This is a genomic window from Cellulomonas sp. B6 (assembly GCF_001462455.1).
Classification (GTDB): domain Bacteria; phylum Actinomycetota; class Actinomycetes; order Actinomycetales; family Cellulomonadaceae; genus Cellulomonas.
In genome coordinates this window covers 1-4772 of the sequence record NZ_LNTD01000009.1, presented here as the reverse complement: position 1 = coordinate 4772, position 4772 = coordinate 1, and the positions used below count along the sequence as shown (strand labels likewise).

Genomic DNA, 4772 nt, shown 5'->3' with positions numbered 1-4772 from the left:
TGCGCCGGGGGCGTGAGCGTGGGTTGCGAGCGCCGGTGGTCAGACCGGGCTCGCCTCAGAGGGGGAGCTGCCAGACGCCCGTGCCGCCCGCCGGGCGGAAGCCCAGCGCGACGTTGATCGCGAGCATCCAGCGGTTCTCCTCAGCGTTCCACGTGCTGATGCGGCGGACCTGCGGGCGGCGCGCGACGAGCGCCTGCAGCTGGACGGCCTTGGCGAGCATGCCGAGGCGGTGGCCGCGGTGCTCGCGCAGCACGAGCGTGTCCTCCTGCCACACGAAGTCCTGCGTGTGCGGCGGCATCATGAAGCCCGAGTACGCGACCAGCCGCCCCGACGGCACGTGCTCGACCGCCGTCGTCAGCCGGTGCTCGTCGCGCTCGGTGTACTCCGCGTCGAGCGCGCGCACGCGCGCGGCGTCCCAGCACTCCTCCTCGACCGCGAGCCCGCCCGTCGGCTCGTCGGTGCTCATGCGCGTGCGCAGCTCGGCCATCGCGTCGAGCCACGCGTCGGGCGTCGCGTCGTCCCACGTCACGGTGCGGTAGTCGGGCCCCGCGGCGGCGACGGCAGCGGCCCGGTGCGCCGCGAGCGCCGCGGCGTCGACCGGCAGCGTGAGCCGCGAGTGCCGGGCCACCTGCTCGAGCCGCCAGCCGCGCGCGAGCGCGAACCGCACGCCCGCGTCGTCGGCGGACACCCGGCCCTCCCCCGTCGGGGCGGCGAGCGTGCCCGGGCCGGGCGCGGGCTCGGTGGCCTGGTCGGTCTCGGCCATCAGGTGCGTGCGGCCGGCGGCGCGCGCCACGTCGAGCGCGGCCGCGTGCAGCGCCGCGCCGACCCCCGTCGCGCGGTGCTCGGGCCTCACCCCCACCTCGAGCCACCCGGTGTGGGTGTTGTCCCGCTGCGGCAGGTCCAGGCACGCGAACCCGATCACGGACGCGGGGTCGGCCGGGTCGGCGGCGGGATCGACCGCGAGCAGCCGGACGCGCCGCTGGTACTCCTGGTGCTGCAGCCGCGACAGCGACCGGCGCGCCGTCGTCGTGAAGTCGTCGGTGCCCCACGTCGCGCGCACGACCGCGTTCTGGGCGTCGACGAGCCCGTGCAGCAGTGCCGCGTCGGGGGCGTCGAGCGACGACGGTACGGGCAGCTCCAGCACGGTCCACGAGGTCATGCGTCCACGATCCATCGCGGCGCGTCTCACGTCGACGTGTTTGCCGCCCGCACCGGACCCCGGGCCCTAGCCTGCTCGGATGCCGTGGTGGGAGATCGTCGGGTGGGTCGGCTCGGTCCTCGTCGTGCTCTCGCTCATGCAGGCGCGGGTGTGGCGGTTCCGCGTGATGAACCTCGTCGGCGCGGTCCTCGCGACCACGTACAACGCGGTCTTCGGCATCTGGGCGTTCGCGGCCATGAACGGCGCGATCGCGGTGATCGACGTCTACTGGCTGTGGCGCCTGCGCCGCGAGCGTTCCGACGCCGCGGTGTACGCCGTGGTCGAGGTCGCGCGCGACGACGCCTACCTGCGGCACGTGCTCGCGGTGCACGCCGACGACGTCGCGCGGCACCGCACCGTGCCCGCCGTCGGTGCGTCCGTACCGGGCGCGTCTGCACCCGGCGCGCCCGCCTCCGGTTCGTCCGCATCCGGTTCGTCCGCGCCCGCCGCCCCCGTGGCCGGCGCGCAGGTGCCCGACCCCTCGACGCCCGGCACCCCCGGCGACGAGCTCGCGTTCCTCGTCGTGCGCGGCGACGAGACGGTCGGCGTCGTGCTCGTGCGCGACGACGGCGACGGCACGGGCGTCGTCGCGCTGGACTGGGTGACCCCGCGGTTCCGGGACTTCACGCCCGGTGAGTTCGTGTACCGGCACTCCGACGTGTTCGCGGCGCACGGGCTGCGCCGGCTCGTCGTGCCGACCGCCCCGCCGGGTGCGATCGCGTACCTCGAGCGCGTCGGCTTCCGCGCGCAGGCCGACGGCGCGTGGGTGCGCGAGGTCGCCGCGGCCTGACCGCGTGGGTCGTGCGGGCGGGGGTGCGCGCCGTCGCCCGGCGCGGCGTCGTGCGCGGCGACCGGCGCCGCCGGACGTGCGCGGTGCGTCTGCCCGTGACGTGCGGGGTGCGTCAGCCCGCGACCTGCGCGGGCGTCGTGCCGGTGAGTCGCGCGACGAGCCGGACCGCCGCGTCCCACGACCGCGCGTAGTGCTGCGGGTCGGCGTTGCGCTGCACGGCGTGCGCGACGAGCGTCGGCGCCATCGTGTCCCGCCCGTCGACGCGCTGCAGCGCGCGGAAGAAGCTCTGCGCCGACGCGGTCGGGTCCATGCGCTCGGCGTACGTGCCCCACGCGCCGTTGTCGCGCTGCTGGAACAGGCCGCGGCTGTCCGGCCCGGCGGCGTCGCCGTGGTCGACGACGCGCAGCGACGACTCGCCGATCGCCGTCATGACGCCGATCGCCTGGTCCCGCAGCGACAGGCCCATGCCGCGCCCGGCCGCGACGACCGCGGCCGCGTTGCCGACCTGCTCGGGCGTGAAGCCGTCGACCGCGGGCAGCGTGCCGGTGGGTGCCGCGCCCGTGGTGCGCTCGGTGCCGGCGACCTCCGCGGCCAGCGCGGCCGCGAACGCGGTGCCGGTGGCGGAGGGCGTGGCGACGGACGTCGTGGGCGGCGGTGTCCGGGCAGCGCCGACCGTCGCGATGGCCTGCTCGATCGCGGCCATGCGCGCGGTGATCGCCTGCACGCCCTGCACGTCCACCTCCTGTCCCCTGCCCATCGGTGGCGGCCCCGCGGGCCTGAGCGGTCGGGCGCAGACGGTCGGCCGCGCGGACGGTCGGCCGCCGCACGCTCGGCGTCACGGCGTCGACGGCAGGCCGTCGGGGTCAGGTGCGGTGGACGTCGGTGACCAGCAGGTCGACGCGCACGACCTCGTCGGGCAGGTCGGCGTCGCCGAGCACGTCGCGCAGGTGCGCGGCCACGGTGCGCCGCACGTCGTCGGCCAGCGGCTCGAGCGGCTGCAGGTACGCGGCCGAGACCTCGACGACCGCCTCCTCGAGCACGTCGTCGGGCCCGGTGCGCAGCGCGAGCCGACGCAGCCGGACGCGCGGGTCCGGGTCGAGCAGCGCGCGGACCGACGTGCGCAGGACGTCGGCCGCGACCACGTACTCGCCCTCGGCGTGACGCCCCCGCACGGGCTGCGACGGCCGGACCGCGCGCAGCGCGGACGCGAGCACGCGCGGCGCGACCGACACCCAGCCGTCGTCGGTGTGGGTGCGCAGCTGCGCCGTCGCGAGGTCGAGCAGGTCGTCGCCGGGCGTGCGGCGCGTGCCGTCGCCGTCGTTCACCGCCATGTCTCGAACCTCCTCCCGAGCGTCCTGCGGGCCCGTTCCAGCAGCCCCCGGACCGCCGCGTGCGTCGTGCCCAGCACCTGCGCGGCGTCCGCGTACGGCATGCCCTCGACCTCGACCAGGAGCCACGCCGCGCGCTGCGGGCCCGGCAGGTCCGCGAGCGCGAGGTCGAGCGCGGCGCGCAGGTCGGTCGCGAGCAAGTGTTCCACCGGGTCGTCGCCGGCGGGAGCCGGGTCGGTGCGCTCGTCGTCCGGGTCGGTCGTCACGGGGACGGGGGTGCGGGTGCGCGTGCGGGCCGCGCGGCGCACGCAGTTGGCCTGGATGCCGAACAGCCAGGTCCGCACGCTCGACGCGCCGCGGAACCCTTCGGCGCCGAGCCACGCGGCGGTCAGCGCGTCCTGCACGGCGTCCTCGGCGTCGGGCGCGGAGCCGAGCATCCGGCGCGCGTAGCGGTAGAGCGCGGCGCCGTGGCGCGCGACGAGCTCGGCGAACGCGGCGTGGTCGCCGAGGCCCGCGCGCGCGACGAGCTCGTCGTCGGGGACGGGCGCGTCCGGGGGTGCCGGGACGGCCGGTGTCATCGCGCGCTCCGGTGGCGGATCGCACCAGGAGAGGTGTGATGGAGATCACAGCAGGTCGACCGTGACGTCGACGCGGCAACGGGCACTCACCCAGTGTCGGCGCACCACGCCCCCGCGGCGCGGCGAGCGCACGGCACCCGACCGGCACCACCGGGCCGCAGCCAGCGGCACGCCCAGCACAGGAGGAACGATGACCGAGCAGACCAGCACGCCGACGTCGACCACCACGAGCACCCCGAGCCCCGCGAACCGCGGCCCGCGCGGCGGCAACACCGCGCTCGGCGGCGGCGTCGCGAGCTCGACCCCGCTGCAGACCGAGCACGGCACCACGACGATCGCCGACGGCGTCGTCGCCAAGATCGCCGGCATCGCCGCGGGCGACGTCGCGGGTGTGTACGCCCTCGGCGGCGGCGCGGCCCGTGCGTTCGGCGCGCTGCGCGAGCGCATCCCCGGCGGCACGACCAACCACGCGCAGGGCATCAGCGTCGAGGTCGGCGAGCAGGAGGCCGCGATCGACGTCGACCTCGTCGCCGAGTACGGCGTGTCCGTTGTCGACCTCGCCGAGGGCGTGCGCCGCAACATCATCACGTCCGTCGAGCGCATGACCGGGCTGCGCGTGATCGAGGTCAACATCACGGTCAACGACGTGCACCTGCCGCAGGACGACCCGCAGCCCGAGCCCGAGCCGCAGCCCCGCGTGGCATGAGCACCGACCGACCGGACGCCCCGCCCCGGGTCGTCCCCCCGGGCGGGGCGGACGTCGGCCCTCGGTCGACGCCCGCCACCGCCGGGTCGCCCGATGCGGCCGGGGCACGCGTGCCCGGCGCACCGCCCGTTCCGGTCGCGCCGCGCGATCCGGCCTGGGCACCCGTCCCCGT

At 77.0% G+C, this 4772-nt stretch carries 6 protein-coding genes; 2 read left to right on the top strand and 4 right to left on the bottom strand.

Annotation, left to right across the window (positions count from 1 at the left end; translation table 11 throughout):
* Window positions 1-55: 55 nt before the first annotated feature.
* The gene (locus tag ATM99_RS00605) at window positions 56-1159 is read right to left on the bottom strand and encodes a GNAT family N-acetyltransferase (protein WP_062101025.1); all 1104 of its coding nucleotides are present in this window, start codon (window positions 1157-1159) and stop codon (window positions 56-58) included.
* Between the two features lie 79 nt (window positions 1160-1238).
* Between ATM99_RS00605 and ATM99_RS00600 the strand changes: the two genes are divergently transcribed.
* Entirely contained in the window at window positions 1239-1988 is a 750-nt protein-coding gene (locus tag ATM99_RS00600) for a hypothetical protein (protein WP_062101024.1), read from the top strand.
* A 112-nt stretch (window positions 1989-2100) separates the two neighbouring features.
* Here ATM99_RS00600 and ATM99_RS00595 read toward each other — a convergent pair whose 3' ends face one another.
* From ATM99_RS00595 to ATM99_RS00585, 3 genes are all read right to left on the bottom strand, one after another.
* The gene (locus tag ATM99_RS00595; RefSeq protein WP_062101023.1) at window positions 2101-2727 is read right to left on the bottom strand and encodes a hypothetical protein; all 627 of its coding nucleotides are present in this window, start codon (window positions 2725-2727) and stop codon (window positions 2101-2103) included.
* Between the two features lie 124 nt (window positions 2728-2851).
* Window positions 2852-3319, bottom strand: coding sequence for a hypothetical protein (locus ATM99_RS00590; RefSeq protein ID WP_062101022.1), 468 nt, complete (start codon window positions 3317-3319; stop codon window positions 2852-2854).
* Window positions 3310-3894, bottom strand: a complete 585-nt coding sequence (locus ATM99_RS00585) for an RNA polymerase sigma factor (protein WP_062101021.1) — start codon at window positions 3892-3894, stop codon at window positions 3310-3312. Before ATM99_RS00585 ends, ATM99_RS00590 begins: the two co-directional genes overlap by 10 nt.
* A gap of 190 nt (window positions 3895-4084) precedes the next feature.
* Here ATM99_RS00585 and ATM99_RS00580 point away from each other — a divergent pair, with 190 nt between their 5' ends.
* Window positions 4085-4600 (top strand): Asp23/Gls24 family envelope stress response protein, encoded by a 516-nt coding sequence (locus ATM99_RS00580; RefSeq protein WP_082131576.1) that lies wholly within the window; start codon window positions 4085-4087, stop codon window positions 4598-4600.
* Window positions 4601-4772: the final 172 nt, after the last annotated feature.

Excerpts from the sequence above, each read along its gene's own strand:
- ATM99_RS00605 (WP_062101025.1), bottom strand. The coding sequence starts at position 1,159 with ATGACCTCGTGGACCGTGCTGGAGCTGCCCGTACCGTCGTCGCTCGAC.
- ATM99_RS00600 (WP_062101024.1), top strand. The coding sequence starts at position 1,239 with ATGCCGTGGTGGGAGATCGTCGGGTGGGTCGGCTCGGTCCTCGTCGTG.
- ATM99_RS00590 (WP_062101022.1), bottom strand. The coding sequence starts at position 3,319 with ATGGCGGTGAACGACGGCGACGGCACGCGCCGCACGCCCGGCGACGAC.
- ATM99_RS00585 (WP_062101021.1), bottom strand. The coding sequence starts at position 3,894 with ATGACACCGGCCGTCCCGGCACCCCCGGACGCGCCCGTCCCCGACGAC.
- ATM99_RS00580 (WP_082131576.1), top strand. The coding sequence starts at position 4,085 with ATGACCGAGCAGACCAGCACGCCGACGTCGACCACCACGAGCACCCCG.